The sequence below is a fragment of the Glaciecola punicea ACAM 611 genome, assembly GCF_000252165.1.
GTDB lineage: Bacteria > Pseudomonadota > Gammaproteobacteria > Enterobacterales > Alteromonadaceae > Glaciecola > Glaciecola punicea.
In genome coordinates this window covers 185,339-211,716 of record NZ_BAET01000033.1, presented here as the reverse complement: position 1 = coordinate 211,716, position 26,378 = coordinate 185,339, and the positions used below count along the sequence as shown (strand labels likewise).

Annotated in this window: 26 protein-coding genes and 1 pseudogene; 23 read left to right on the top strand and 4 right to left on the bottom strand. The window is 39.1% G+C overall.

The features are described from left to right. The first annotated feature begins 497 nt into the window (after window positions 1-497). The 23 genes and pseudogenes from GPUN_RS13355 (at window position 498) to GPUN_RS13250 (ending at window position 21,755) form a co-directional block, all read left to right on the top strand. A complete protein-coding gene (locus tag GPUN_RS13355; RefSeq protein WP_006007718.1) occupies window positions 498-1,985 on the top strand; it encodes a Slr4 family S-layer protein in 1,488 nt (495 codons plus the stop codon). Window positions 1,986-2,331: 346 nt separating this feature from the next. Then, window positions 2,332-2,397: pseudogene (locus tag GPUN_RS14815) on the top strand (hypothetical protein); the annotation flags it as partial. Window positions 2,398-2,734: 337 nt separating this feature from the next. Beyond that, complete coding sequence (locus GPUN_RS13350; protein WP_006007714.1) at window positions 2,735-3,661, top strand: Wzz/FepE/Etk N-terminal domain-containing protein; 927 nt, start codon at window positions 2,735-2,737, stop codon at window positions 3,659-3,661. A gap of 273 nt (window positions 3,662-3,934) precedes the next feature. Next, the gene (locus GPUN_RS13345) at window positions 3,935-4,741 is read left to right on the top strand and encodes a nitroreductase family protein (RefSeq protein WP_006007712.1); all 807 of its coding nucleotides are present in this window, start codon (window positions 3,935-3,937) and stop codon (window positions 4,739-4,741) included. 32 nt (window positions 4,742-4,773) lie between these two features. Further along, entirely contained in the window at window positions 4,774-5,919 is a 1,146-nt protein-coding gene (locus GPUN_RS13340) for a polysaccharide pyruvyl transferase family protein (protein WP_006007711.1), read from the top strand. A gap of 175 nt (window positions 5,920-6,094) precedes the next feature. Further along, window positions 6,095-7,249 (top strand): glycosyltransferase family 4 protein, encoded by a 1,155-nt coding sequence (locus GPUN_RS13335; protein ID WP_006007710.1) that lies wholly within the window; start codon window positions 6,095-6,097, stop codon window positions 7,247-7,249. Continuing rightward, entirely contained in the window at window positions 7,243-7,752 is a 510-nt protein-coding gene (gene pssD / locus GPUN_RS14060; RefSeq protein WP_081483977.1) for a PssD/Cps14F family polysaccharide biosynthesis glycosyltransferase, read from the top strand. Before GPUN_RS13335 ends, pssD begins: the two co-directional genes overlap by 7 nt. Beyond that, entirely contained in the window at window positions 7,749-8,204 is a 456-nt protein-coding gene (pssE, locus tag GPUN_RS13325) for a PssE/Cps14G family polysaccharide biosynthesis glycosyltransferase (protein ID WP_006007707.1), read from the top strand. The genes pssD and pssE overlap by 4 nt, the downstream gene beginning before the upstream one ends. Window positions 8,205-8,216: 12 nt before the next feature. Beyond that, entirely contained in the window at window positions 8,217-9,149 is a 933-nt protein-coding gene (locus GPUN_RS13320) for an NAD-dependent epimerase/dehydratase family protein (protein ID WP_006007706.1), read from the top strand. Between the two features lie 27 nt (window positions 9,150-9,176). Next, window positions 9,177-9,734 carry a sugar transferase gene (locus tag GPUN_RS13315; protein ID WP_006007705.1) on the top strand — a complete coding sequence of 186 codons (558 nt, stop codon included), beginning with the start codon at window positions 9,177-9,179 and terminating at the stop codon, window positions 9,732-9,734. A gap of 80 nt (window positions 9,735-9,814) precedes the next feature. Further along, window positions 9,815-10,891, top strand: a complete 1,077-nt coding sequence (gene rfbB / locus GPUN_RS13310) for a dTDP-glucose 4,6-dehydratase (RefSeq protein ID WP_006007704.1) — start codon at window positions 9,815-9,817, stop codon at window positions 10,889-10,891. Continuing rightward, window positions 10,892-11,398 carry a GDP-mannose mannosyl hydrolase gene (locus GPUN_RS13305; RefSeq protein WP_006007702.1) on the top strand — a complete coding sequence of 169 codons (507 nt, stop codon included), beginning with the start codon at window positions 10,892-10,894 and terminating at the stop codon, window positions 11,396-11,398. Between the two features lie 137 nt (window positions 11,399-11,535). Continuing rightward, complete coding sequence (gene gmd / locus GPUN_RS13300; RefSeq protein ID WP_006007700.1) at window positions 11,536-12,657, top strand: GDP-mannose 4,6-dehydratase; 1,122 nt, start codon at window positions 11,536-11,538, stop codon at window positions 12,655-12,657. Window positions 12,658-12,702: 45 nt separating this feature from the next. Next, entirely contained in the window at window positions 12,703-13,671 is a 969-nt protein-coding gene (gene fcl / locus GPUN_RS13295; protein WP_006007698.1) for a GDP-L-fucose synthase, read from the top strand. 183 nt (window positions 13,672-13,854) lie between these two features. Beyond that, a complete protein-coding gene (rfbA, locus tag GPUN_RS13290; protein ID WP_006007697.1) occupies window positions 13,855-14,730 on the top strand; it encodes a glucose-1-phosphate thymidylyltransferase RfbA in 876 nt (291 codons plus the stop codon). A 1-nt stretch (window position 14,731) separates the two neighbouring features. Beyond that, window positions 14,732-15,142, top strand: coding sequence for a sugar 3,4-ketoisomerase (locus GPUN_RS13285; RefSeq protein WP_051987358.1), 411 nt, complete (start codon window positions 14,732-14,734; stop codon window positions 15,140-15,142). Next, window positions 15,126-15,890, top strand: coding sequence for an NDP-hexose 2,3-dehydratase family protein (locus tag GPUN_RS13280; protein WP_051987357.1), 765 nt, complete (start codon window positions 15,126-15,128; stop codon window positions 15,888-15,890). The genes GPUN_RS13285 and GPUN_RS13280 overlap by 17 nt, the downstream gene beginning before the upstream one ends. Then, the gene (locus GPUN_RS13275; RefSeq protein WP_006007692.1) at window positions 15,887-16,834 is read left to right on the top strand and encodes a Gfo/Idh/MocA family protein; all 948 of its coding nucleotides are present in this window, start codon (window positions 15,887-15,889) and stop codon (window positions 16,832-16,834) included. The genes GPUN_RS13280 and GPUN_RS13275 overlap by 4 nt, the downstream gene beginning before the upstream one ends. Next, window positions 16,827-17,741, top strand: coding sequence for a glycosyltransferase (locus GPUN_RS13785; protein WP_158309280.1), 915 nt, complete (start codon window positions 16,827-16,829; stop codon window positions 17,739-17,741). The genes GPUN_RS13275 and GPUN_RS13785 overlap by 8 nt, the downstream gene beginning before the upstream one ends. Window positions 17,742-17,818: 77 nt before the next feature. Further along, on the top strand, window positions 17,819-19,072 hold the full coding sequence (locus tag GPUN_RS13265) for a lipopolysaccharide biosynthesis protein (protein ID WP_006007688.1): 1,254 nt from the start codon (window positions 17,819-17,821) through the stop codon (window positions 19,070-19,072). Window position 19,073: 1 nt separating this feature from the next. Next, the gene (locus GPUN_RS13260) at window positions 19,074-19,685 is read left to right on the top strand and encodes an acyltransferase (protein ID WP_006007685.1); all 612 of its coding nucleotides are present in this window, start codon (window positions 19,074-19,076) and stop codon (window positions 19,683-19,685) included. Beyond that, the gene (locus tag GPUN_RS13255; RefSeq protein WP_006007683.1) at window positions 19,682-20,608 is read left to right on the top strand and encodes an NAD-dependent epimerase/dehydratase family protein; all 927 of its coding nucleotides are present in this window, start codon (window positions 19,682-19,684) and stop codon (window positions 20,606-20,608) included. Before GPUN_RS13260 ends, GPUN_RS13255 begins: the two co-directional genes overlap by 4 nt. Further along, entirely contained in the window at window positions 20,598-21,755 is a 1,158-nt protein-coding gene (locus tag GPUN_RS13250; RefSeq protein ID WP_006007681.1) for a glycosyltransferase, read from the top strand. Before GPUN_RS13255 ends, GPUN_RS13250 begins: the two co-directional genes overlap by 11 nt. Window positions 21,756-21,830: 75 nt before the next feature. Here the strand turns inward: GPUN_RS13250 and GPUN_RS13245 are convergent, their stop codons facing one another. The 4 genes from GPUN_RS13245 to GPUN_RS13780 all read right to left on the bottom strand — a co-directional run bounded on the left by GPUN_RS13245 (window position 21,831) and on the right by GPUN_RS13780 (window position 26,093). After that, on the bottom strand, window positions 21,831-22,835 hold the full coding sequence (locus tag GPUN_RS13245) for a glycosyltransferase family 2 protein (RefSeq protein ID WP_006007679.1): 1,005 nt from the start codon (window positions 22,833-22,835) through the stop codon (window positions 21,831-21,833). Between the two features lie 140 nt (window positions 22,836-22,975). Beyond that, on the bottom strand, window positions 22,976-24,226 hold the full coding sequence (locus tag GPUN_RS13240) for an O-antigen ligase family protein (RefSeq protein ID WP_006007677.1): 1,251 nt from the start codon (window positions 24,224-24,226) through the stop codon (window positions 22,976-22,978). Window position 24,227: 1 nt separating this feature from the next. Further along, complete coding sequence (locus GPUN_RS13235; RefSeq protein WP_006007675.1) at window positions 24,228-25,184, bottom strand: GumC domain-containing protein; 957 nt, start codon at window positions 25,182-25,184, stop codon at window positions 24,228-24,230. 12 nt (window positions 25,185-25,196) lie between these two features. After that, complete coding sequence (locus GPUN_RS13780) at window positions 25,197-26,093, bottom strand: glycosyltransferase (RefSeq protein WP_006007673.1); 897 nt, start codon at window positions 26,091-26,093, stop codon at window positions 25,197-25,199. Between the last annotated feature and the right edge of the window lie 285 nt (window positions 26,094-26,378).

Sequence of the window (26,378 nt, the reverse complement as noted above, 5' to 3'; positions counted from 1 at the left end):
CTGTTAGCATAAGTTCTATTAGAGCGCCAGAATTTTGATAGTGTGAACTTATGGACCGAAATGCGCGCGTGCACTGCTGAAGGCTTAAGCAAGCTAAAAATTGCACAGTAAATGCCTTAAACATCAGCAACATAAATGCAGGCAGTGTTACAGCAGTTTTAAGCTTACATATGTATGGATGTATATAGTAAATGAGCGTGATGTTTGTGAAATACACAAGGAGTTAAAGATACCTACTTATTTACCGCTGGCATCAAACATTAACTTGATAAACAGTCAACTGTACGTTATTGTCGCATGGCTCATTAATTAAATGCAAATACAATTTAGATTTGCACCTTAATATTGAGTTAAAAAAACACTTGACAATAACCGCTAAGAATATTTAAACTTCACACGAAGTCGCTTAAGTGACGGCTTAGGTGCATAATAAAACTTACTAAGAGTAATGAATGTATCATTATTCTAGTTTCATGAAACTTAAAGGAAATAAAAAAATGTTGAAAAAAACACTTATAGCTACTGCCATAACCCTAGCTTCTTTTGGCTCATTGGCCGCTGTTGTAGTAATCACACCTTCTCCAATATCCATTGAGGGCGCTGCCGGTGCAGCTACTATTGGTTCGCCAAACGTTGTAGTAACACTTCAAGCGGGATATGCAGTTGGAGACTTACTAACATTTACAGTTACAGGAGCCTCGTTAAATACTGCGACGCCTACACTAACCCACAGTAACATAACGCGAACAGCCGTCGCCGATACTCCTACTGCCGGCGCCGGCGGTGCCACTCAAGCTGACGTTGACGCCGCTGCTGCTGGGTTTCCTAGTCGTATTATAGAACTTGGAGACGTCGTTACTGGAATTACTCAGACTTTAGGTGGCGATCTTACAGCTGGAGTTTTAAGCAGAACAGCTACAAGTGTGACCTTTCGGGTCACAGCCGTGACGAATAATACAACAGGCACTAGGCTTACGCTAGGTGGCCTAGAGCTAACAACGGCCTCTACTATTGACGCGGTTGGTAACATTTCAGTTGCATATTCTGCGCAAACTAACACAGGAACAGCTATTGACAATACTGGCACGCTAACAGATGTATCTCATACTGTTGCCAACCAATTCACCGCGACAACTACAGGCCTGCTAGATGCAGTGGTTGATGTAGAATTCGCTCGTCAACAGTTTGTAGGAAATACTAATGTTTTGAGAAATACCGATATACTAGTAGTTACTCCAGTAACCAATGTAGATCTTGCTGGTGGTCCTCTTAACGCTGCTTATACAGGCTCAACGATTACAATTGCTGGTAATTTCTCATGGATGGACACTGATACTACTCCTGGCGTAAGCGCAGCTGAATTAGCGGCTGCATTCAACGTAAATGTTAGTGCAAACGATACAATGGTACGTACTATAAATGCTACGGGTGACTTAATTACCGTTGTAATAAGTGATGAAGCCGGCGGAGTCGTTGGCGTTCCTACTATGACCTTCACTAATTTGGGTGCCGGTGTCGGTAGAGCTGTTTTACCAACTTCTACATATACTGTTAATACAACGCTCCGTTATACTACTGCTGCTGCTGCTCCAGCAACTGTCACACTGCAAACTAATGCAGCAGCAGGTGAATGGACGTTAAACGGTGCTCAAGCGTTATATAACTACGTAGCCGTTGGCTATGCTGGCCTGCAAAACACGCTAACCCTGAGCAACTCTGGCACTCGCTCAGGCGCAGTAGTTCTTGAAGCATTTGACGAAGCTGGCAATACATATGGCCCAGTGACGCTTGCAAATGAGCTAGCCCCAACCAGCAACATGAAGATTTCTGGAGACGATATCATTGAATCGTTAAACGTGCCTGCTGGTACTAAATTGTCAGTCGGCGTTATTGTAAATGCACCCGCAGAAGCAATAGACTTTTCTGGCTTTACACAAGTTGTAGGCACAGGTCGTCAGTTAATGAACGTTGTAGTACAAGATTAATGTTTAATTATTGATTCGTTCGAAAGCGGTCGTATGACCGCTTTTTTTATGTCTGTCCAGCGAAGCAAGCAAGCCTGTCCACAAAAAAGAAACCTGAGTTACCCTAACTACGGGAAAAATAATCCGAATGACAAGGGCCTTACTGGCTAATGATGGGGTGTGAAGGAAGTCATTGGAAGTTAGCGGTACACAACTCAATATCATGCCACCCATTTTTGACTCCCACTTCCATCCATCCAGTTGTGGGTATCGTGTGAGTAGAATCTGTCATCAAGTCATCAAGTCATCAGCAAAAATCAGCAAACGTCACTTCGAAGTTAATGTAGCGACGACACTTTAAGGACTCAATTCAGTGCTTAGAGGTTTTGTTAACTACTTCAAAATAGCGAATATAAGCCGTATATTGAAATGATTAGCGACTTGGGAAAGGCCTCGCCTACAAGGACTGCACCTAAATCAGTGGAAAAAGGCAACAAAGTTACATCGCCGATTAAAGCAACTTAGGTACTAGCCCCCTTTTATGTTCAGCAAGCTGAACGCGTGGCATAATAGTGCCAGTCAACTAGCGAATTACGCAATGCCAAACAGTTGGGTTGATGAATTAGACTTATAGCAAATAGGGGAGGTAAAAACAGGTGTTCTTGCTTCTTCGGCGTTTATAATACTGATACTAAATATTCCTGAATTGATTGACTTATGGTAGTATGCATCGCAATTTTTGTTAACACAGTTTCTAAAGGGAACCTGCAATGCCAGAGGCTAAGAGTGAAGCGCAGCGCTTTGATGTAACACCATTCTTCCAGGCGTGCTGGCAAGGAAAGTTATGGATAGTGGTCAGTGTTGTGTGTGCTGTTGCAATTGGTGCCTTTTATGCTATGTCGCTTCCTGATATTTATCGCGCCGAAATTGTAGCAGCGCCTACCGAAGAAGCGCAGGGAGGAGGGCAACTGTCTGGGCAACTAGGCGGGCTAGCTACTTTGGCTGGGGTTAACGTTGGCCAAGGGCAAGTTGATAAAGCAGCTCAAGCCCTAGAAATTTTGCAGTCTCGCCAGTTTCTATATGACTTTATAAAGCGCCACGATGCAGCAGTGTCTTTAATGGCGGCTAAAGGTTGGGATCCAGAAACAAACGAGTTAATTATTGACCAAGACATATACTTAAAATCTACCAATGAATGGCTCAGAGAGCCAAAAAATAATCGGTCTTCACAACCAACAGCTTGGGAAATGACAAGCCTTATTCGAGATCGTATTTTATATGTTGAGCAAGACCAACGAACCGGAATTATTAGATTAAGCGTCGAATTTTATTCTCCCGACCTGGCGCAGCAGTGGGTAAGTGCAATACTTCAAGATCTGAATGAAATTATGCGTGAACGAGACCTAAAGGAATCTGAACAAAGTATCCGATACTTGGAAGAACAAATGCTTACAATCTCTTTGATAAGTATGCAGCAAGTATTTTCACAACTAATTGAAAAGCAAATGCAAACAATGATGTTGGCCAATGCCAGAGCTGAATATATCTTTACAACGCTAGATCCTGCTTTAGCCCCTGAAACAAAAGCATCACCACATCGCCCCGTAATTATTATTTTATTCGGCTTTTTAGGCATTTTTATTGGTGTATTAGCCGCCTTAATCAAATATTTTCTGTGGAACAACAAAACGACTTAAATTATGAAACGACAAATTCGTAAGCTCATACCAAACCAATTTATACAGTTTTACAAGGTAATTCGAGAATCGAGTAATCGGAAATTTATCACTTTGTTTGCAAGCAGTCGTTTTTTTTCTAGTGTTTACTATTTTCTTTTTAGCTCCCAGTTTCGTAGGGAGCATCAAGCGGCTTTGCAGGGGCGCCTGAAGTATTATCGCTCCTTGAATGATATAGGGCAAAGCTCAGCCTTACTGCGACGTAATACACACCGACTTGAGAAAGGCTTAATTATGCAGCCAAGACACCCTGTATTTGCAGAAGCTTATATTCTTGAAACTGTAATTTGTTATCACAAAGCTATTATGACTCCCGGTCTTTGCATCGAAGAAAAAAAATGGGCCACAGATGTATTAAAGGAATATTTTTCCGTTGTGATCCACACCAAAGTGATCGCAAAGGCAAAGGCGCTGTTTGAGGCCGCCATCGAAAGCGAAGATTTAAAAGCCAGTGCTGTATCACAGCAATCGATTCCGCGGGATCGTTCTAGTTATCCAGAGCTTGATATAGCTACCGAACAACTAGAAGCTTTATTTTTGCGTCGTCGCTCGGTAAGGTGGTATTTACCCAAGCCGGTTCCACAAAAAAAAATTATTGAAGCGGTTAATTTAGCAAGCTTAGCGCCTTCGGCCTGCAACCGTCAGCCATATGAGTTTTATGTTGTTAATGATATGCAAAGAGCTCCTATAATCGCTAAGTGCGCGATGGGAACCACTGGCTTTGCTGATAATTTGCCATGTATTGTTGTGGTGGTTGGCAATTTAGACGCCTATCCGGCCGAGCGAGATCGCCACTGTATCTACATTGACGGTTCGCTTGCTGCAATGCAGTTTATGCTGGCTATTGAGACATTAGGATTAGCAACTTGTCCAATCAACTGGCCAGATATCGAGGCGCGCGAGCGTCAGCTTGCAAAAGAACTTTCACTCAGTGTTGACCAAAGACCTGTCATGCTTATTGCCGTTGGTTATGCCGATCCAGATGGAGGTGTTCCTTTTTCGCAAAAGAAGAACAATACATTGCTAATTCGTAATGTATAACAAAAATCTGAAGAAGAGTTAAAGCCTAATTTATGTTAAACGTAGAAGTAAAGGGTATTTCTTTCCAAAACAAAGGTGCTGAATTGATGCTGCATGCAATTCAGGAAGAATTTGCTAAACGACAAGTAGATGCTCGCTTTGTTGTTGAACCTATTGGCGATTATCAGCGTCGCTGCAATTTTGGACTATGGCAAAAGACGCGATATATAAAACGCAAAATAAATTGCTTGTTTCCATTTTCTTTATTACCTTCATTTATGCGCAAAATGTTAGGGTTTATCAACGAAAACGAAATAGACGTAGTGCTTGATGCCTCAGGCTTCTCCTATGGTGAGCAATGGTCACCGCTAGTTGCCAAGTATCGCTTAGCAAGTACTATTTCTGGTATGAAGAATAGAGGTACCAAAGTCATTGTTATGCCACAAGCACTTGGTCCATTTGAATCAACTGCGCAAAAAAAATACTTTGGCCATATTCTAAATACCGCTGATAAGGTATTTGCTCGTGATGACAACTCATTTGCTTATGCTAGCACGCTACTTAAGGCTAGTACAAAGCAGGGTACATTAGCCCAGTGCGGTGATTTCACGAATATAATTTCTGGATTAGCCGATGATAATTTTGATCCCAATATGCATAAAATTTGCTTTATTCCCAATTCCAAAATGCTTGAAATGCGCACCGACGGCGAAGCATACATTGAGTTTGTAATAGCGCTAATTGAAAACGTAATAGACAGTTCACCCTTTATTTTGATTCATGAAGCAGACGCTGACAGACGTTTAGCCGAAACAATTCAACAGCGTTTGAGCCGGCGAATTCCAGTGTTGGATCCCCAACACGCGCTTAAGATAAAATGGATCATTGGGCAATCAAACGTGGTTGTCAGCGCACGTTTTCATGGCTTGGTTAGTGCACTTTCTCAAGGAGTTCCCGTTGTGGCGACAGGTTGGAGCCATAAATATAAAGAATTACTTAATGACTACGAAATGGGTGAATGGTTGTTTGATGTTGCTAGTGAGACAGAGCGAGCGTTAACGAAAACGAATCTTTTGTTGACACAGGCCAGCACTTACAATCAAGTGGTAGAGGTAATTCAATCTAACGCGGCTAAACATAAACAACGGGTAAAGGCTGCTTGGGATGAAATTTTCGCTATTATTACTGCTAAATATTAACGGCAAGCTCTGAATCAGGTGTAGTCTCTATTTGTGAGTCCTTATTTTAATTCTTTTAACTTTTAATCTAAATCTTGATAAAGGTTGTGAAAGCCTTCTTCGAAGTGGTAAAATTTTAATCTTTTAATATCGTAAAATTGGAATTTAAGAGCTTGAACAAGAGTGAAATTCATCAATGTTAGAAGCAACAAATAAGCAGATCCTCTTGTTGACAAATATGTACCCCACTGACCGATTTCCAGCAAAAGGTAGTTTTGTGAAGCGCTCGGCTGTTCAATTAGTTAACGCCGGTTTTGAAGTAAAGGTGGTAACTTTAAAAGACATCAAAACTAAAATGCTTGAGTATGCTCTTTTTTATAGTAGGGTCGTTCGTAAGCTTTTGTTACAACCCGCGTCTTATGTTTATATTCATTTTGTATCACACACCGCCGTTCCGGTGTTGTTCGTAATAGCATTGCGTAAGTTGCTTCGAAAGTCTCCGCATATAATCGTTAGTCACGTACATGGCGGTGATGTTCACTTCCAGACAAACAAGAACAAACTATTCTTTGCTGTGAAGAGGCTACTTGCCAAGCAAATTTTGCATCGCAGTGACGTAATTATAAGCCCTTCTCACCGCTATGCAGACATTGTTAGAAAACTATTAATGAGCAAACAACAAATTGGTGGTTTTGCACCTGATAAACACAGCCCCGACATTCGCGTGATTTGCAGCGCTGGGGTAGATCTAACGAAATTCGGCAGTGTCTCATTCACTAAAAGTGGGATTGGATTAGAAAATCTTAAGTTTGTATATTTATCAAGATTTGAACCACTAAAACAACCATTATTGACACTGAATTATTTGGATGAATTGTACAGACAAAAACCAGAATATTTCTCAAGTGCAAAGTTCTATGGCTATGGTTCGCTAACACAAGAGCTCAACAGTGGCATAGCAGAATCGCTGATGACATCAGAAAAAGTAAAATGTTACGATGCAGTGCCAAGTGATAGGGTGCCCAGCTTATTTGCTGACAACGATGCGTTTATTTTGCAATCAAAGGAAGAGAGCTTAGGCCTAGCGCCTTTAGAGGCGATGGCGAGTGGCTGTGTTGTGTTTCTGAGTAAAATTCCAGCATTTGAAGAATTTATTGAGGATGGTAAAAACGGGTTTTTAATAAGCTCTAAAGAAGAGTTTATTGGTAAAGTCGAAGATTTCTGTAGCTGGCCTTTCGAGCGGCAGCAGGAATTGCAACAGGCTGCTAGAAACACCGTACAGCAAAGCTATTCGTCGTTAATAGCAGAGCGCGACTTAATTGACGTTTTTGTAGATAAAAGTCGATGTTAGCAAGGTTGTCAGGGCGTATATACGTTTGTGCTGGCGAAGGAGGGCATTTAGAGCAGGCCCAACGTTTCGTAGCATCTGCGGCTGAACATTCTCAGGCTAGTCGGTTTGTTATTTACACAGACGCCTCTCACCAAAAATTAAGTTCAGGAATACCTGCAAAGTACTTACTTCCGGTATCTAAATACTCTAAGCAAACAAATAAACTGTCGAGAATATGGTCATACTTTTTATTCTGCATAGAGCTAATAAGGTTTGTATGTATGTTTATTGTCATTCGTCCTGACGGCCTTGTGCTTTTTGGCCCGCTAGTCTGCATTCCCATTGCAGTGGCTGGTAAACTGATGCGAGTACCTGTTGTGTATATAGAAACGTGGTCTCGGTTTACTGCGCCCACCAGAACAGGTCGGATTATAGCGAAGCTTGGCATTAAGTGCTTTTATCAGAATAAGAGTTTAGCTTCATTTTATGACAAATTTGGCGGCAAGTATGCGGGTAGACTATGATTAAAGTGCTTGTTTCTTTAGGCACCACACGCTTTGACGGTTTAATAAGCTTTTTTGATGTGGCATCAGACAACATCGAGCTGCTTTTTCAATGTCCTAAAAATGGCATGCAGCCTAAACACTGGCCCGCAATCGATTTTATTGATGATTTTAAGAGCAAGGTTAACGACTACGATTTGGTCATAACGCACTGTGGAGCCGGAAATGTATATAGCTTGTTAGAGCGTAAAATCAAATTATGCGTTGTGCCAAACTTAGAGCGCAGCGACAAGCACCAGTTAGAATTAGCTGAATATTTAACACAAAATGGCTTGGCTTATGTGCTTAGCTTATCTAGTGTAGCTAAATCATCAACAGAAGGAATTATTCATGAGGCCTTAGCGTTTGAGCCAAATGAATATTGTCCTGATAAATTTTTTAAAACAAAAGAAATTCTAGATTTTTTCGGGTAGGAATATATTACGATGAAAGTGCTTGTGACAGGCAGCTCAGGCTGGATTGGAAATAGCTTGTGTGAAGTTTTGCGCGCGCGCGGGCACGGTGTTGTGGGGTCTTCGCGTAGTAATGTGCCCCAGCCCGATGTTTTAAATATTGATCTGTTATCCAGTCAATGGAATTTCACATTAGATAGCATTAATACAGTCATTCACTGTGCAGGAATTTCGTTCTCAGATGCGGTAACTAATGAACATGCCAAAGCTCAATTTTGGAAAGTAAACGTGGAAGCGGCGAAAAAATTGGCTAGAAAAGCAAAAGATAGCGGTGTAAAGCGCTTTGTATTTCTAAGCTCAGCAAAGGCAATGGGAGAGCGGACCGAGCCTAACGCGCCGTTTAGCATCCTCAGTGATTGTGCCCCAGAAGATTTGTATGGAGAGTCAAAGCTAGCGGCAGAGCGCGCAATCCAGCAAGAGCTTTTAGGCTCCAATACTGAGCTAGTTTGTATTCGTCCTCCATTAGTTTATGGCGCTGGTGTTAAAGCGAACTTTCGAGCACTAATGAATATTGCCCAGCGTAACTTGCCGCTTCCGCTTGGGTCGGTAAAGAATAAGCGTAGTTTTATAGCTTTAGATAATTTAAACGACTTCATAGCTACGTGTGTAGAATATCCAGACACACTAAATGAAACATTCCTGATAAGCGATGGCATTGACGTATCCACGAAAGAGCTTCTAGTGGCACTGACACGCGCCTATGGCAAAAATCCAAGGCTTTTACCCGCTCCTGTGTCGATAATGCGCACCTGCGCCGAAATTCTAGGTAAAAAAACAATTGCACAAAGGCTGTTTGGAAATCTGCAGCTTGATGTAAAACACTCAATAAACACTTTAGCTTGGCAACCGCCAGTTTCGTTTGAGGATGCCATTAATGCGGCGGTAGCGTATGATGCCCCTAAATAAAACAATAACGCTTATTCAAGGATTAAAATGATACGTATACTGGATATCGCGGTCGCGTTTTTGGGCTTATTAATTTTGCTTCCGGTCATGCTTATTTTGTATGTAATTGGCCTTTTTGATACGGGTTCACCTATCTTTTCACAAGCGCGCGTTGGTTTACACAAAAAGGAATTCACGTTATATAAGTTTCGAACCATGAATGTTAATACGGCATCTATGGCGAGCCATTTAGCGGATGCAAACGCAATTACAAAATTTGGCCGCTTTTTGCGTAAAACCAAACTCGATGAGCTCCCCCAACTATACAATGTGATAAAAGGTGAAATGAGTTTAGTTGGTCCCCGGCCTGGTTTATTTAATCAAACAGAGTTAACGCAAGCGCGTGATGAGCACTTGGTTTATAAGGTTAGGCCAGGTATTACTGGCCTCGCACAAATTAATCAAATCGATATGTCTACGCCGAATAAGTTAGCTGAAGTTGATGGCGAAATGATACGAATGATGAGCATAAGGAATTACTTCAAGTATATTTTTCTCACGGCTGTGGGAAAGGGCAGTGGAGATCGTGTTCGCCCCTTGAAATAGACGCCGCTGAAAATTATAAATTAAACATGAATAAGAATATGAGAAAATAATGTGGCTTATCAATTAAGAACAGGTTACAAATGAAAATTTTAGTCACCGGTGGCGCTGGATTTATTGGCTCGGCAGTATTGCGGTACATAATTGAAAATACTAAAGACAGTGTAATTAATGTAGATAAGCTTACCTATGCAGGCAATTTAGAGTCGCTTGATAGTATTTCGAGCAGTCAGCGCTATGCTTTTGAACAGGTTGATATTTGTAATCGAGTAGCGCTTGACAAAATTTTTGCAATTTATCAACCCGATATTGTCATGCATTTAGCCGCTGAAAGCCATGTTGATCGCTCCATTACTGGATCAGCTGAGTTTATTCAAACAAACATCGTGGGTACCTACACTTTATTAGAAGCAGCGCGCGAGTACTGGAATTATTTAGACGAAAAAGCAAAAAAAGCCTTCAGGTTTCATCACATTTCAACAGATGAAGTATACGGTGACCTGCCTCACCCAGATGAACACAATGGTGTATTACCATTGTTTACTGAACAAACTTCCTACGCACCAAGCAGTCCTTATTCTGCTAGTAAAGCATCGAGCGACCACCTAGTTCGTGCTTGGTTACGCACTTACGGACTACCAACAATAATTACTAATTGCTCAAACAATTATGGGCCTTTTCATTTTCCTGAAAAATTAATTCCTTTAGTTATTTTAAATGCACTTGAAGGTAAAAAGCTGCCAATTTATGGCAAGGGCGACCAAATTCGTGATTGGTTGTATGTAGAAGATCACGCACGAGCGTTGTATAAAGTAGTCACTCAGGGGGCGGTAGGAGAAACCTATAACATAGGCGGGCATAACGAAAAAAAGAATGTTGAAGTAGTGCGAGCTATTTGCGAAACATTAGATGAGTTAGTCCCTAAAAGCACAAAGTACGCAGAGCAAATTACGCATGTTACTGACCGCCCCGGCCATGATCGTCGTTATGCTATTGATTCAACAAAAATGAGTAGCGAGCTGAACTGGTCACCCATAGAAACATTTGAAACAGGGCTGCGTAAAACAGTTCAATGGTATTTAGATAACCAAAAATGGTGTGAAAACGTGCAAGACGGTTCTTATCAACGTGAACGCTTGGGCGAAATAAAAGAGTTATAAATGAATAAGCAGTTATCACGGCAAGGTTTTACTTTTTTAATAGAGAATGCACCACTTGTTTCAATCGATATCTGCATTGTTTACGCTGGTAAAATTCTACTAGGCAAGAGAGCTAACGCGCCTGCAAGGAATTACTATTTTACGCCGGGTGGAAGGATTTACAAAAATGAAGCGTGGCAAAATGCAATTGAGCGGATTACTGCTGTAGAACTAGGATTAGATTTGAAAGCTAATCAATTCAAGTTGATGGGAGTGTGGGATCACTTCTACGAAGACAGTGTGTTTAACGAGAAAAAGTCCACACATTATGTGAACCTACCCCATTTTGTAGAGCTTAATGAAGAGCCGCACTTTATGGCTGATGAGCAACATGAGTCTTTATCATGGTTTAACCTGCATGATTGTGAACACAACAGTTTGATTCATCCATATACACAAAATTATATCTACTGGATAATAAAACAGCGAAGTCCTTGCAGTATCGCATTGTCTCAATTGCGCAGTTAAATGAAGATAATTTGTAAGCCTCTTGAGGTTTTAATAAAAGATTACTTAGCACGACAGTAAGTTTAGAGCTTGAATTTTAATGACTAAAGAGTAAGTAAATAAAATATTTATTTTGCAGCAAGAGTGGAGAGGGAATAATGAAAAAAGTAGCATTAATTACCGGTGTAACTGGTCAAGATGGTTCATATTTAGCAGAATTGTTGTTAGAAAAAGGATATGAAGTCCATGGCATAAAGCGTCGTGCCTCTTCTCTCAATACCGATAGAATTGATCATATTTATCAAGATGTTCATGAAAGTAATAAGAATTTTTTTTTACACTATGGCGATTTAACTGATTCTTCTAATTTAACGCGAATTATTAATCACGTACAGCCTGATGAAGTGTATAACTTGGGCGCTCAATCTCATGTCGCGGTTTCATTTGAATGCCCTGAATATACTGCTGACGTAGATGCCATGGGCACATTGCGATTGTTAGAAGCTATTCGATTTTTAGGCTTAGAAAAGAAAACTAAATTTTACCAAGCGTCAACGTCAGAGCTATATGGTGAAGTACAAGAAATCCCGCAAAAAGAAACCACACCATTTCATCCTCGCTCGCCCTATGCAGTAGCCAAAATGTATGCGTACTGGATAGTGGTTAACTATCGTGAATCATACGGAATGTATGCATGTAATGGCATTTTGTTTAACCATGAATCGCCTCGTCGTGGTGAAACCTTCGTAACACGTAAAATAACGCGTGCCATTGCAAATATTGCTCAAGGCTTAGACAAGTGCTTGTATCTTGGTAATATGGATGCGTTGCGCGATTGGGGTCATGCAAAAGATTACGTACGAATGCAGTGGATGATGTTGCAACAAGATACGGCAGACGACTTTGTAATCGCGACAGGTAAGCAAATTTCTGTTCGTGATTTCGTAGTATTGTCAGCAAAAGAAGTCGGTATTGAACTTGCGTTCTCAGGACAAGGAATTGCAGAAATAGCCACCGTAAAATCAATTACTGGCGAAAATGCACCTGCATTAAAAGTGGGCGACGTAATTGTTAAAGTTGACTCACGGTACTTTCGCCCTGCAGAAGTTGAAACATTGTTAGGTGATCCATCTAAAGCGAAAGAGAAGCTAGGTTGGATTCCTCAAATTACGGTTGAAGAAATGTGTGCTGAAATGGTTGAGAACGACCTTAACAAAGCCAAGCAGTACGCGATTTTAAAAAAGCACGGATATAAAGTAGCCATAGCCTTGGAGAGTTAATCAAGAGATTCAAGTGAAAGGTAGCCAGTTCTACGAAAGGTATTTATGAATAATAAGCAAAGAGTATTTGTATCTGGACACAATGGTATGGTGGGCTCATCTATTGTTCGTGAACTGAGCAATGATAGCAATATTGAAGTGATCACTCGTTCACGAAAAGCGCTTGATTTGTTAAATCAACAAGCGGTACTGACTTTTTTTAAAAGTGAGAAAATAGATCTGGTCTATTTAGCGGCCGCTAAAGTGGGTGGGATATTAGCTAATAACACATATCCAGCAGACTTCATTTATGAAAATTTAATGATCCAGTGCAATGTTATCAACAGTGCCCACATCACTAATATACAGCAACTACTTTTTCTAGGATCTTCGTGTATATATCCAAAGTTAGCAGCGCAACCAATGGCAGAGTCAGCGCTGCTAACTGGTAGATTAGAGGCAACTAATGAACCATATGCAATTGCCAAAATAGCAGGTATAAAGCTATGCGAAAGTTATAATCGGCAACATGGTCGTGATTATCGAAGTATAATGCCGACAAATCTTTACGGGGCCTTCGATAACTTTCACCCTGAGAATAGCCACGTTATTCCTGCACTTTTGCGCCGCTTCCATGAAGCGAAACAAAATGATGCTCGAGAGGTCGTTGCATGGGGCAGTGGTAAACCAAAGCGTGAGTTTCTGCATGTTGATGATATGGCTGCCGCTTCTGTTTATGTCATGGGATTAGACAAAGAAATTTACGATACCCACACCTCTTCGATGCTGAGTCATATCAATGTTGGCACGGGTACCGACTGTACTATTAAAGAATTAGTCGAAACAGTTGCAAAAGTAGTGGGGTTTAATGGCGAAATCAAATTTGATGCTACTAAGCCCGACGGAGCGCCACGCAAGTTAATGGATGTCAGTTGCCTTAATTCACTGGGCTGGAAGTCTTCTATTTCTCTTGAAAAAGGTCTTGAACGAACCTACAGCTGGTTTTTAGCTAATCAGGATAAGTTTAGAAGGTAGTAGATGAAAATATCAGGTACTAATTGTGAAAGCTCAGGCGCTATTCGTCACATTAAATATAATGTTAACGGTTCACTTATTAACCTTGATAAGCTTACGAGCGAAAGTGTTTAGAAAAGGAATCTTGATGCCAAAACATACAATATGGTTCTTATCGATTAAAGCTTACGGGAGCACGACAACATGAAAGGAATAGTTCTAGCTGGCGGCTCGGGCACCCGCCTCTACCCTATAACGCAGGCAGTATCTAAACAGCTATTGCCAATTTATGATAAGCCTATGATTTTTTACCCTATCTCGGTGTTAATGCTCGCCGGGATCAGAGATATTCTTATTATATCGACACCCGATGACATTGGCGGATATAAAAGACTATTGGATGATGGTTCAAAGTACGGTATTAATATTTCTTACGAAACGCAGCCGTCGCCTGATGGTTTAGCGCAAGCTTTTATAATTGGGGAAAAATTCATTGGTGATGATAACGTCTGTTTAGTATTGGGCGATAACGTTTTTTATGGGCAAGGGTTTTCTCCCAAATTACTTAGTGCTGTTTCAAGGACAAAAGGCGCCACAGTTTTTGGATACCAAGTTAAAGATCCTGAACGATTTGGTGTCGTCGAATTTGACGCTCAGGGCAGAGCACTTTCCATCGAAGAAAAACCAACCAAGCCAAAATCTAATTATGCAGTGACTGGATTATATTTTTACGACAACAAAGTTATTGAAATTGCAAAATCGATAAAGCCATCTCATCGTGGTGAGTTAGAAATAACCGATATAAATAATGCTTATTTGGAAAAAGGTGAATTGAACGTCGAAATATTAGGCAGAGGTTTTGCTTGGTTGGACACTGGCACTCACGAGAGCTTGTTAGAGGCTAGCCACTTTGTTCAGACCATAGAGCATAGACAAGGATTGAAAATTGCGTGCTTGGAGGAAATTTCTTACTTTCATGGATGGTTGTCGCGAAAAGAGCTGAAAGAAATAGCAGAGAATCTAAAAAATCACGATTACAAAAAATATCTATTAAATTTGATAAAAATGCGAGATGCATAGTATGAGCAGTTGGAATATAGTTGAAATTAGTTCATTCCCTGATGAGCGAGGAAACATACATATTGCGGAATACGATAAAGATTTTGACTTCAATGTAAAAAGAATTTATTACTTAACTGGTATGTCAGAAAAAACGTCAAGAGGTGGGCATGCACACGTTGAGTTAAATCAATTTATGTTATGTCTTGCCGGTAGCTTTGATATTGAGCTAAATGATGGCATTTTAAAGCAAAAATTCCGAATGAAAAATGACTCAAAGGCATTATGCGTTGGAAGCCTCGTTTGGAGAGATATGACAAATTTTACAGCAGATGCGGTAATGCTTGTATTAAATGACAGGGTATATTCAGAAGATAGAGTCGTTCGTTGTTACAGTACTTTTGAAAAGTTGGTTTATGAAAAAAATGTATGAAAAACAATTACAACAATTTTTAGATTGTTATGGCCAAAGCATGCCAGACAGGACCCTTGAGCAGAAAGAAATGGCTTTTGAGCGTCTTTATACTGGCGGTAGCCACAATACGATAGATGAAATAGTTTCATGGTTTAGTGAGCAACAAAATAAAAGTACTATGTCCTATGAAGTTATACCTTTACTAGAATGCAACGGGTGGGAATTTGATAAAAGCGGTTCTTTGGCTCACGCATCAGGTGAATTTTTTAGGGTTGAAGGTATTCGAGTCTTTAATACACAGCAGAGAGAAGTTAAAGGCGGTTGGGATCAGCCTATATTAACTCAAGTTGGTTACGATGGTGGTATTTTAGGTTTAATTAGAAAGCGGATTGACGCGGTACCTCATTACTTAGTTGAGGCTAAATCGGAGCCTGGAAACTATGGAATAACCCAGATTAGCACATCGTTGCAAGCAACATTTAGTAACATTAAACAAGCACACAAAGGAGATAAAACCGCTTTTTCAGACCTATTTATGGAACCAGAAAATAATGGCGGTACAGTCGTTTTCAAGCGCTGGATGTCTGAAGACGGGGGCCGGTTATTGAATAAGCGGAACTTATCGATGGTTGTCGAAGTGGATTCTTTCGATATTGAAACTCCGGCCAGATATCATTGGGTTACGTTGAATCAGTTAATTGAAATAAATCGCACTAAAGATTCTATTATCGCCCCTCACATTCGCGGGATTTTATCAGCTTTATGATTGCAATTATTGGTTACGGTAATCACGTTAAAAATACAATTGTGCCTGCGCTAGTAAGAGCGAATATAAACATTAGGTACATTCTTGTCCGAGACATGAATTTGTCATCAAAGCTTGGGACAATTAATTTTACGAACTCGATTGACCATATTCTTAATGATACTGAAGTTACGCACGTCTATATTGCAACACCATTATCAACCCACTACCACTTTTGTAAATTAGCTCTATTGGCAAAAAAAAATGTGTTATGCGAAAAACCAATAGCTGCTTTATTACACCAAACAGAAGAGTTATTTGCTATTGCTCAGGCGTCCAATGTTTTATTAGACGAAATGCTGATGTTTTCCTTTCACAAGCAATTTAAAACCTTGCAAAAGGTAATGACAAGGTCAAAGTTGGGAAAACTATTAAGATTGACTACTTGCTTTCAGGTGCCTCATTTGCAAAGAGAAAATATTCGATATGATAAAAATAAAGGCGGTGGTGCGCTGTTTGATATTGGGTTCTATCCCATTGCTGCTAGCCTACTATTACTGAAGAATTGTAAATTCAGTTCTGGAAAGGTTTTCAGTCAAAAGTCATATGATGTAGATTTGACCGGTGCAGCCCTTTTTTATAGTAACGAAGGTGCATGTGGCATAGCATCATGGGGATTAGGTGCAATTTACAAAAACTACATTAAATTAGAATATAGTGATGCAGAAATTATTGTAAACAGGGCTTTTTCTAAACCTTTTAACTTAGAGACTGAAATCGAAATTAATCACTTAGATGGTTCGGCGGAACGAATACTCATAAAACCAAACGATCATTTCGCTCAGCAGTTTTCATTTTTTCTATCAAAAAGCGAATATAGTAGTGAGAGACAGACTACCGTTATTAATCGAATTTCAGTAATGGCTCAGCTGATAACAACGTTAAATTGTGTTGAACTTGAATAAGGTAAATGTAGTAACCCTAACCTACAACCATGAAAAATATATTGCCAAATGTATTAATAGTATTGTGGAACAAGACACTGATGCAGAAGTGGAAATTTTAGTTGGGAACGACTGCTCAACAGACTGCACTAAAGATATTCTTGAGAAAATAGAAATAGCGCCTGATAACTTTTCTATGAAGGTATTTAATCATTCACAAAATCTGGGTGTTGCACAAAATTTTTGTAAGCTAATGGAGGAAGTGACGGGTGAGTATATTGTATTTCTTGATGGTGACGACTTTATGCTACCTGGAAAGCTATCTACTCAGCTAGATATTTTAAAAAAGAATCCTGAGGTAAATCTAGTGCACCACAATGTGTGTGAAGTAAATGAAGATGGCGTGGTTACAAAGCAAAGGAGAATAAAGAAGGGAGTTGCCGGTTCGATAAATGATATATTTAAAGCCTGTCAATCTGGAATTCAAAGCTGTTCAATCGTAGTAAGAAACCCATATATTAAGGACTGGTCAGTTATAGTCCCAAAAGACTCAAAAATTGTAGACTTACCGTTTTTACTTCATAGCCTTGGCAAGGGCAAGGTTTTTTATCTGAACGATGTTTTGTCTGCATATAGAGTCATTGACTCATCAATTACAAGGACCACCAGTGTTCTTACGTTTGAAAAGAACACAAGATTTCATGTTCGCCAGACTATCGATTTTGGGTATGCAAAAAGAAGTTTTATTAATACTTCTTTAGCTGCAAGTTACATTCGCTCTGCTTCTGCTGAGATAGTAAATAAAAAACTGAAATTGGCAAGTATTTACGTTTGGAGAGCGTTGCGTTTATTACCCTATCCAAGTAACGAGCTGCTAAGAACACTTTTGAATTTAATAAAAGTTGTAATTAAGAGCGCAAAATCATGACGCTTATCAGTAAGTAATGAATATTAAGAAAGTATTGTTTCTACAGGAATATGAAATCCTTGTTATGAATGAAAGTTATGCTCGTTAAAAATATTTCCTACTCAGTCTTATTTAAAATATTAAGAATGACATTGTCATTGATGATGGTACCACTGCTTTTGGAAATATTAGGCGTTACCAACTATGGCTTATGGGCTGCGCTTACATCGCTAATAGTGTGGGTAACTTTATTTGATTTTGGAATGGGTAATGCTCTGAAAAACTCGGTTTCAAAAGCGGTGGCAATCGGCAAACCTGAGTTAGCCCATGATGAGTTTTACCAAGTGATAAAACTAAGCGTTTTTAGTTCGTTTGTTATTGTTTTGATATTTTTGTTTACACTTTTCTCGGTCAACTTTTTCAGAGAAAATTTGATTGTGTCAATGTCACTTTTTTTACCCATAATTATTTTATTTCCACTGCGTGTCGCTAGCTTTGTGCTGCAAGGAGCTAGACAAATCGCTATGGATTCTGGCTTGATGTTTTTGAATACTTTAATATTCTTTGCCATGATCACAGGGGTATACTTACTTGATGTTTCGATAGGGCTTATCCTACTTGCGGTTTCGTTCGTTATTAGTTACTCAATATCAATTTTGTTAGTCGCGTCAAAAGCGATGAAAATTCTAAATATCAGGATCTATGATTTTAATAAAATATTAAAGGTTGAATTCGATTTCATCCGCATTAAACTAGGCTTAAAGTTTTTCGGCTTACAAGTTTCATCACTGGTTCTTTATTCACTAGGCACAATTATTGTTTATTCTTATTTGTCTAGTGAGCACGCAGCACAATTTGACATAGTGAATAAAATATTTGTTTTTGGCTTAAGTTTTTTTAGTATAGTTATTGGTGCATTTTGGCCAGAAATAACAACTCACAGGGCTGCAAGTGATTTTAGATCTATTCGTAGCCTTTATTTCAAGATGATAGGTTTGTCATTAATATTTACAATTGCTGCATTTATTATTGCTTACTTTTCACCATACATAGTTCAAGTTTGGACAGGGTCAAAACTCGAAGTAACAAGACATCAGGCTATGTTTTTTGCACTGTTAGTTTCGACTCAAGCTATTGCCTACTCTGGTGCGGTTATTTTAAATGCATTTGAAAAAATAAATATTCAGTTGGTCCTGTCTTTAGTTACTACTGTGCTGATGCTCCCATTAACGATTTATACTATTCGGCTGGGATATGAAATTGAGGCGGTTCCTATCGTATCTGCAATGCTAACGTCAATTGCAATGGTTTATTGCAACGTACATGCTTACAAACTTATTAGAGAGAATTGAAATGAACTTCATCAAGAAACTCACTGAATATCTATTTTATAATCCAGCAAAGGTGGCAAAAAGCTTACCCAACGTAACGCTTGCTAGTGATACCGTTTTGTTAAAAGAATGTCGTTTTTCATTTGAAAGTGCGGCGAAGGATAATCAGATTTCTATTGGTGCTAACTCAATGATTGGCGCTTCATTTGTGTTTGAGTCGAGCAGAGGTCAGATATCTATAGGCAACAATACTTTTATAAATGGTGGCACCAAACTAATCTCACGTTCATCAATTGTGATTGGTGATTATGTGACCATTGCATGGGGTTGCATAATTTATGATCATAACTCACATGCTTTAAACTTTCTTGAAAGGCAAAAAGATATAAGGGATCAAATAAAGGACTACAGAGAAAATAGAAGTATTATTTCATCTAAAAACTGGGATCTTGTAAAGTCTAGGCCAATTGTTATACATAACAACGCTTGGATCGGTTTTGACAGCGTTATTCTAAGTGGCGTTACAATTGGCGAAGGAGCCATTGTAGGCGCTAGAAGCGTTGTGAGAGAAGATGTAGAGCCATGGACGGTAGTCGCTGGTAATCCTGCGGTTATTGTAAAGAGATTAAAATGAATAAAAATAAAAAAAGCGTTTTGGTGACCGGTTCAAAAGGGTTTATTGGATCAAATGCAGCTAAACATTTCAGAAATCTTGGATTTGAGATATTTGGAATTGGGCATGGTGATTTGGCCAACGTCGAGTTAGTTAAGTTCGGTTTAGATCATTGGAAAAACGCCAACGTTACAATAGAGGCAATGCGCGATTATGGCATTAGCTTCGACATAATAATACACTGTGGTGGTAGTGGATCTGTTGGTTTTTCGGTAGAAAATCCATATGGAGATTTCAAAAAAACAGTTGATGGTACGCTTGAAGTTCTTGAATTTATAAGACTATACTCTCCTGAATCTAAGCTAATTTATCCATCAAGTCCAGCGGTTCAGGGAGAGCACTGTGACTCACCTATACTAGAAAGTTATGTAGGTAAACCTTGTTCGCCTTATGGATACCATAAAAAAATTGCAGAAGAGCTTTGTCGAAGTTACTCTGAAAAATACGGATTGAAAGTGAGTATTGTTCGGTTATTTTCCGTTTATGGCGTTGGCTTGAGAAAGCAATTGCTTTGGGATGCGGTAGGTAAGTTGTCTAAAGAGAATTCTGAAGCTGACTTTTGGGGCACTGGTCAGGAAACTAGAGATTTCATTCACATAGATGATGTAATGTATATTTTTGAACAATTAGCCAAGCAAAATTTGGACTTTGTATTGGTAAATGGAGGCACCGGGATTAAGACAAGTATTCGTCAAACTGTAGAAAAAATTAGAGAGTACTTGAAAAAAGAAGTTAATATTGTCTTCAATAACGAGATTGTCCCTTCAAACCCAATGTATTACTGTGCGTCTATGGGTCATATATCTAGCTTGATAGATTGTAATTTTAAACCATTAGAGCCAGGTTTACTTGAATATGTGACGTGGGCAAGTAATGAGCAATAAACCCAGAGTTGCTTTTTTCCCGTCTGCATCGCTTGCATGGATGGGCGGAGTGAATTATTACAAGAATTTATTTTTTGCACTTAAAAAACACGCCAAGAACGAATTGCAAGTTATTATTTTTTTGCCGAAAGTCCATGATGTAGAGGTAATTAATCATTATTCACAGTACGTTGATGAATTACATATTATTGATTTTTTAGACACAAATAATCTATTTAGACTGCTATCAAAAGTTGAAAATATTTTGTTTGGATCTCATTTAGTTTTAGAATATTTACTTAAGGCTTATAAAATTGATTTGGTTTCCCATTCAAATTTTGTGGGTACGCGACACCTAAAAGTTATTAGTTGGATCCCTGATTTCCAACATTTGCACTTACCCGATATGTTCACAAGCACTGAAATAAGCAACAGAAATAAGACATTCAGAAATATTGCAAAAAAAGCAGATGCGGTAATTGTAAGTTCAAATGATGCTTTAAAAGACTATCATAATTTTGTGCCAAGCTTTTCATCAAAAGGTAGGGTACTACAATTTGTATCACAGCCATTCGAAGATTATTTCGTTTTGAGTGAACCCGATAAGGTTTTAATCCTTAGCAAATATGAGCTGCCTAACAGTTATTTCTTTTTGCCGAATCAGTTTTGGAAGCACAAGAATCACCTAACTGCATTTAAGAGCGTAAAGCTTCTCAAAGACAAAGGTATTGATATATGTCTAGTATGCTCGGGAAGTTTACACGACTATAGGTCACCAGAATTTACTGAATTGATAAAGGAATACGTGGGTAAAAACAAACTTGACACTAATATCAAGCTACTGGGTGTTATTCCATACCACGATGTATATCGATTAATTAAGTTTGCTAAAGCGGTTATTAACCCTTCATTATTTGAAGGTTGGAGCTCAAGTGTTGAAGAATGTAAATCAGTTGGTAAGTCATTAATCTTGTCTAATATTGAGGTTCACAAGGAGCAGTCTGTTGACGCCAGTTTTTTCGAAAAAACAAACCCTGATTCGTTAGCTGCAACAATACAATCGTTCGAAAATTACGATTCTGTTGAGATACCTGAAGATGTTGAATCAAGAACGAAAGATTATGCATGTAACTATATTGAAATAATTAAGTCGGTGTTAAATAGCTAAAACAATGTCAGTTGATTAGTTGGCTTGTACCAGCAGATATGTTTATAGGCGCTAGTAGCAGACTTTCGTGGAAATTCATGACCTGGTCCTGAATTTTTTTAGTACCTTTTTGAAGACATAAGTCCCTATAATCGATCTTATAATCCTGTATCCATACCAAATATTCGATGTAATAAGATTTGTTTTGTCTCTGATAACCAATTTTGAATCTTTTAATGAAGCATAAATATCGCCACTTAATCCACCGTCTCGAAAAGCACCAAAAACAATATTGACGTTTTTCGTCGTATAGTTCTTTTTTAGCAGCCTGTATACGAGTTCAAAATCCGCACTCAACTTATAATTTAAATCAAATCCACCCTCTGATTTTAATACGCTTTTATTAAGGTAAAGGGACTGATGTGCAAAAGGCATCCTTACTAAGACATTAGCAAAAAAGAAATGTTTAATTGGAGTGAAGCGCGCGTAGTATTCCTCCTGCTCGTTAACAAGGTCTACAGAACTAAAATATAGATCGGCCGGCAAGGTTGATAGCTCATTCGCATACGATTTAAGCGAGGTGTTATACATATAGTCATCAGAATTCAAAAAACCGATATATCTACCAGTTGAGCACTGTAAACCCTTATTCATTGCATCATAAATGCCAGTGTCCTTTTCAGACACCCAGTAGTCAATAGCATGATCATATTTACGAATAATATTTAAAGTATTGTCTGTTGAACCGCCATCAATAATTATATATTCAACGTTATCGTAGGTTTGATTAATTACACTGAGTATAGCTTTTTCTAAAAACCGTTCACCGTTGAAAACGACTGTAATGACCGTTATGAGGGGGCTAACAGGCGCCGAAGAATCTGACTGAGAGCGTGTGTCACCACCCACTTTGAAATAACCTTTTGTGCGTAAGCCACCTTCACCAATACGTCCGCTTACTTTTTTCAAAAACAAAACGGTTTCGAATTTATCATCAGGGTTATTAGACCGACGTACCGTATCAGAAAATTCTTTTATGCAAGGCTTTATTACTTGACGGGCTGTACTAAAAGTAGAATCTAGTTCAAATATATTATGCATTTATTATTTTTCTTCCAGTTTATCAAACAATCATAGCACCCTTATATTGCGATGCAATATACCAAATATCCCTTGTACCCTCACTATATTTAAGGCATCTCAAAGCTTTGCTTGTTTTCTTTAGTGGAGTAAGCATGTAGCTATTTTCCCTGACGATGACTTGTGGCATATATCGCTAGCGTGAGAGGGATTGCCGCAAGCCCTGAATAAACTACGTGTCCAGCAAAACAGGATATGACTAATATAAGAAGCCAAATAGTAAATGATGCAAGATGAATGAAGTTATTTCTGATACAAATTAGCCGATATACCAGATAGAAGTAGAGAAGAAATGATATAAGCCCTGTTAGCCCAAATAAGAAGAACATATCTAATATATCTATTTCAATCTTTGGTTTGACAAAGCCGACATAGGCGCCTTGGCCCCAACCAAAGAACCATCCAAACAGTCCAAAGTTGTCGAGCGTAAATTGTAAGTTGGTTAAGAAGAAGGCCTCTCGTGCAGAGAATATCAACGATATTATGCCTCGTTTGTGATACACAAATAAGAACCGCTCGATAATGCCTGACACTTTAATGAGTTCACCTAAGGCATCTGCGAATAAGATAATTGAAAAAATACAGATAAGTAGTGTCGCAAAAAATGTTTTCCGTGAGTTTAGAAATAGAAAGAGTCCTACAATTATTATTGTACCAAGCATTGCCGATTTGGTTGCCACTAATGCGCCACACAGCAGCACTAGAATTAAGGCTGTCATCTGAATTGGCCATGATTTATGCTTCACCCAGCTAAACATTACAAAATATGATAATGCAATGATGGTAATAGCTAGCTCGTTTCCAGAGAATATAAAGCCCTTTATCCCGAAGCCCTCGTCGACAGAGTAGGTTGCAAACCCGAAGCCTAAAACACCAAATGCAAGATTTACAGCGATAGATACGGTTAGTACTTTTAAAATAAAATTGATTTTATCGACTGTTGGTTGCGTTAAAACAATGTAAAGCATAAAGCTAAGAAAGAATAAAACGCGAATAGCTAAACTGATATCGATAAAGAATAGCGAAAATTCGCCCCGTATTAGAAATATCCTTAAAGAAGGAAGCGAGAGCAAAAATGTAAGTGCCAATAAACCCGTTGCAATCCTCAAATCGGTAATCGCTATGCGAATAATGACAAGGGTTAGGATACCTGCTTTAAAGACAAGAGATAGCGGCGCAGCGGCACCAGTTAACAGTAAGAAGCCATTGACTAGGTCAACGGCTATCGAGAAAGGACACAGCATCAATATTGTCCAATCGAGCAGTGCTTTTTGCCATTGCTGTTGATTTGATGAAGGCTGTTTGCTGATGTTGTCGGCTAAGACTTCATTTGGGGTTATAATATCCGCCACATTAGCGCCTAAGTGACTGTTGGGAGATCTTCGGTGGATAGAGTAGCGACTTTCCAAAAGCAATGATTAAAGCAAGCAAGCCGCCTAAAATAGTGCCAATGATAACCAGAAGGCCACGTCTGGGATAAGAGCGTTTTTCGGGTATCATGGGCGGGTCAATAACCTCAAAAAGAAAGTTACCGTCGGCATTTATTAAAAGTGTTTCGTAAATTGTTTGTTCTATAAGATCGGATAACACCACGCGAAAACTTTCAATCTGAACAGTCGCTAACTCAGTCTCATAAAAGTGTAACTTTCTTTCTAAGGCATTGAGTTCTCTATCTTTCATTTTTTGGTTTAAATCGATGACTAGGGAATTGACAATTTGCGCTGCCACTATCGGAGACTGGTGGATAAATTTAAGGGTTAGAACTCTTGCAGCCCTGTTGTCTTCTATGAATAAATGATTAAGCATTAGCATTTTCGAAGCCACTTGAAGCGTTGGGGGTTCTTCTATTATCCAAGACTCAGTTACCGGATCATATATTTCATCATTCCAAACCAGAGAACCATCGCTGCTATTCCAGCTATCTACGCCATAGAGTAGCGGCACTAAATTATGTTTATCAATAAAGTTAGCTATAAAGCCTGGTGAACGCAAAACCTGCACTGCCACTAGATGTTGCTCGTACTCGCTCGTTGCTTTGCCAAATCCGGCCAAACGCAAAGCAATATTTGCTTCTATCGAATTATCAGTAGCAGCAAGACTAGACTCTGAAGGAATCGCCTTGAGTTCTACCGTGTAGAGTTCGACTTGCGTTAAAGCAAGCCAGACAGATACAACTATAGACAGACAAATAGTAATTAAGAAGATGTATTTTTGTGTCCACAGTATTTTAACGACATCCAAAATATCTAGACTCGCGTAATACGGGGCTTTTTTTTCGCTGGCTGTAGTGCTTTTTTTAATGTTATTCAAAGGAATACCTATCTAAGACTTCAGCCACTGCATCTCACCTAAAATACATGTTAAGTAATGCTTTACTTTACGCGGAACTCTGCCTGCTTTGTAGGTTGATAAAATGTCTAATAAGGTTATTTTCTCGTTCTTTTGGATAGCCATCATCACACTAATATTGCGACACTGCATTGGACTCATGAGCTTTCCATGTTTATCCATAAACTGTTGGAATCCCATCCAATATTTTTGGCTATTGGAAATTCTATCCTCAGTTTTGAATGCATAAATACGCATGAGCGGAATGCCAAGGCGATAAGCAGGTCCAAAGCGGTGAATCAGTCGCGTAAAACAATCGTAGTCTTGTAATGAAACAAAATTCTCGTCAAATCCACCGATGGCAAGAATACGATGCCGCTCAATAAAAATTTGATTGGAGACCTTATTGTATGAAAGCTGCTGCTCTAAACTAACAATTTCATCTTTGCAGAGCACTTTTCGGTCTTTTTTGTCATCAAACCAAAGGTAACCCGCACATATAAATGAATAACGTTCGTCGTATGCTGCAAATAGAGCACAAAGGCGTTCGCCTACGAACTCGTCGTCGTCGTCAATGCCAGTAATAAATTTGCCATGAGATGCTTTAATGGCGATATTACGACTAGCGCATGCCCCCATTAATTTGGTGTTATGAAGCACCTTAATGCGCGGGTCTTGCTTTTGCCATTTCTCTAACGTTTCACGTGTATTGTCGGTAGAACAGTCGTTAACAATGATTAATTCGAGATTTTTCCAAGCTTGATTTAAAACTGAATAAATAGCTTTGTCTATTAACCGAGCACGATTTCGGGTAGGCATATATACAGATATAAGCGGTTTGTTTGACTTATGGTGGCCATTTTCAACCGTTAAGCTAGCGTCTTTTATCATTGAATTTTTAGTTTCTGCTATTGAATTTACTGCGAGATATCGACTGCAATCCTTCGATAGACTCCAACCTCCCTTAGTCTTTAACCAGGCATTTTACCTCTTTCAACTTTCAACTTTCAATCTAAATTTTCCTAAAAGCTGCGAAAGCCTTCTCCGAAGTGGAAAATTACAATCTTAATCACCTTGTAATCGGAATTCAAGAGTTTGAGCAACAGTGCAATGCATCTATGTAATCAACAAATACAGCAGGTTTTGTTTTAAGTGTCAACCGTCAGTTTGACTGTC